2 protein-coding genes are annotated in these 3,129 nt (G+C 70.3%); both read right to left on the bottom strand.

Going from position 1 to position 3,129, the window contains the following annotated elements; all coding sequences use genetic code 11:
- On the bottom strand, positions 1–270 hold a 270-nt coding region (yaaA, locus tag AC1D12_RS29265; protein ID WP_477844684.1), incomplete at its 3' end, for a peroxide stress protein YaaA.
- A 101-nt stretch (positions 271–371) separates the two neighbouring features.
- A partial coding sequence (locus AC1D12_RS29260; protein ID WP_477844682.1) for an error-prone DNA polymerase occupies positions 372–3,129 on the bottom strand: 2,758 nt, incomplete at its 5' end.

Below are 3,129 nucleotides of genomic sequence, written 5' to 3'. Positions count from 1 at the left end.
GTCGTAGACATCGCCGTCGAACGCGAGCGCGGCCGGGCGGCTGTTGGCGTCGGTGAAGCGCGGGCTCCACGCGGCATAGCGCTCGACGTTGAGCGCCGACAGCGGCTCGGACAGGTGCATCAGCGCCGCGATGTCGGCCACCGACTTCGTCTTCAGCACCTGGATCAGCTCCGCCGAGCGGGGCAGGAAGGACGGCATCGTCGGCTCGTGCGCGGTGCGCAGCGGCGTGTCGTAGTCGAGGGTCTTGGCGGGCGAGAGCAGGAACAGCATGTAGCCGGTCAACGATGCAAGAGAAAGACCCGAACTCTATCGAATCGGCGCTCACACTTCGTTTCCAGGTGTGCCCGCGGCTTCGGCAGCATCAACCAGAATCAACGGAAATCGCGGCTGCGTGCAATGAGGCCGCCCAACAGCGGCGTGTGGTCGATCATCTTGACCGCCAGCAGGTGCATCACGTCGCCCTGCCGCTGCCACTGGCCGTAGACCGTCAGCAGCCGCGCAGCGAGCAAGGCCTGGCGCTGGGTCTCGAACACGCGCGGCCAGACGATGATGTTGACGGCGCCGGTCTCGTCCTCCAGCGTGATGAAGACCGTGCCCTTGGCGGTCTGCGGCCGCTGCCGGTGCGTGACCAGCCCGCTCGCGCGCGCCAGCCGGCCGTCGGGGTAGCCGCGCAGCACGGCCGCGGTCTGCACCTGGAAGGCCTCGAGCTGCGGGCGCAGCAGCGCGAGCGGGTGGCGCTTCAGCGTCAGCCCGAGCGCGTGGTAGTCGGCCACCGTCTCCTCGACCTCGGCCGGCGCGGGCAGCTGCAGCGCGGGCTCGTCGATGCGCGTGCGGCGCAGCATCGCGGTGGGCCGCGTGTCGATGCCGGCCACCGCCCAGGCGGCCTGGTGGCGGTGGCCGCTCAGGCTGTGCAGCGCATCGGCCTGCGCCAGCGACTGCAGCTCGTGGCCGTTCAGCTCGGCGCGCCGCGCCAGGTCTTCCGGGTTCGCGAAGGCGCCGCGCTCGCGGGCCGCCACGATGCGCTGCGCCGCCGCCTCGGACAGCCCACCGACGCGGTTCAGCCCGAGCCGCACCGGGCGCAGCCCATCGCCCGGAGCGGCCTCGTCGAGCGGCCACTCCAGCGTGCACTCCCAGTCGCTGCACGCCACGTCGACCGGCCGCACCTCGACGCCGTGCTCGCGCGCGTCGCGCACCAGCTGCGCCGGTGCGTAGAACCCCATCGGCTGGCTGTTCAGCAAGGCCGCGAGAAACGCATCGGGGTGGTGGCACTTGATCCAGCTGCTGTTGTAGGCAAGCAGCGCGAAGCCGGCCGCATGGCTCTCCGGGAAGCCGTACTCGCCGAAGCCCTCCATCTGCTTGAAGATGCGTTCCGCGTACTCGAGCGCGTAGCCGTTGGCGACCATGCGGCCGACCAGCCGCTCGTGGAACGGCCCGAGCCCGCCCTTGCGCTTCCACGCGGCCATCGCGCGGCGCAGCTGGTCGGCCTCGCCCTGAGTGAAGTCGGCGGCCAGCATCGCGATCTGCATCACCTGCTCCTGGAAGATCGGCACGCCCTTCGTGCGCTCCAGCGCGGGCCAGAGCGGCTCGGGGCAATCGATCTCCGCGATCGGCAGGTTGCGGTTCTTCAGGTAGGGGTGGACCATGCCGCCCTGGATCGGGCCGGGCCGCACGATCGCGACCTCGACCACCAGGTCGTAGTACTTTCGCGGCCGCAGGCGCGGCAGCATGCTCATCTGCGCCCGGCTCTCGATCTGGAACACGCCGATGGTGTCGGCCTGGCAGATCATGTCGTAGGTGGGTTCGTCGCCCTCGGCGATGTCCTGCATGCGGAATTCACGGCCCTGCTTGTGGCCGATGAATTCCAGCGCGCGGCGCAGCGCGCTGAGCATGCCGAGCGCGAGGATGTCGACCTTGATGAGCCCGAGCGCGTCGAGGTCGTCCTTGTCCCACTGCACGACGCTGCGCTTGTCCATCGCGGCGTTCTCGACCGGCACCAGCTGCTCGATCTGGTCGCGCGCGATCACGAAGCCGCCCGGGTGCTGGCTCAGGTGGCGCGGAAAGCCCACCAGCATGCCGGTCAACTCGGCCCATTGCCGCACCACCAGCGAATCGGGATCGAAGCCGTTCTCGCGCAGGCGCTCGCGGCTGATGCCGCGGCCGTCGAACCACTGCTGGCTCTTCGAGACGGCGTCGATGCGCTGCAGGTCGATGCCGAGCGCGCGGCCGACGTCGCGCACCGCGCTGCGCGGCCGGTAGCTGATGACGACCGCGGTCAGCGCCGCGCGGTGGCGGCCGTACTTGCCGTAGATGTACTGGATGACCTCTTCGCGGCGCTGGTGCTCGAAGTCGATGTCGATGTCGGGCGGCTCGTTGCGCTCGGCGCTGATGAAGCGGCCGAACAGCAGCGTCGCGCGCTCGGGATCGACCTCGGTCACCTCGAGGCAGTAGCACACCAGCGAGTTCGCCGCACTGCCGCGCCCCTGGCACAGGATGTCCCGCGCGCGCGCCCAGCGCACGATGTCGGCCACCGTCAGGAAGTAGGCCTCGTAGCCGAGCTGCTCGATCAGCGCGAGCTCGTCCTCGATCTGCTTCGAGTGCGCCGGCTTCAGCCCGTCGGGAAAGCGCTTGGGCACGCCGGCATAGGTGAGCCGGCGCAGGTGGGCGATCGGCGTCATGCCTTCGGGCACGACCTCGCGCGGGTACTCGTACTTCAGCTCGGCGAGCGAGAAGGTGCATTGCGCGGCCAGCAGCAGCGTGTTGTCGAGCCACGCCGGCTCGTAGAGGCCGGCCAGCCGGCTGCGCGAGCGCAGGTACTGCTCGGCGTTCGGCGCGAGCCGCAGCCCGCATTCGGTGAGCGGCAGGTTCAGCCGCGTCGCGGTCAGCGTGTCCTGCAGCGACTTGCGCGAGCGCAGGTGCATCAGCACGTCGCCGGACGCGACCACCGGCAGGCCGACCCGCCGCGCGACCTGCAGCACGATAGCGAGCAGTTCCTCGTCGCCGGGGCGGTGCAACCGCTCGAGGGCCACCGCGGCCCGTTCGTGGAACCAGGTCTTGAGCCACATCGCATGCGCGAACACCGTCTCGAACGGCTGCGCGGCATCGGGCACCAGCAGCGCCAGGCACTCGGGC

This window comes from Rhizobacter sp. P1_G5 (assembly GCF_056405435.1).
Note: the sequence above shows the minus strand (reverse complement) of the source record. Positions and strands in the feature narration are given on the sequence as shown.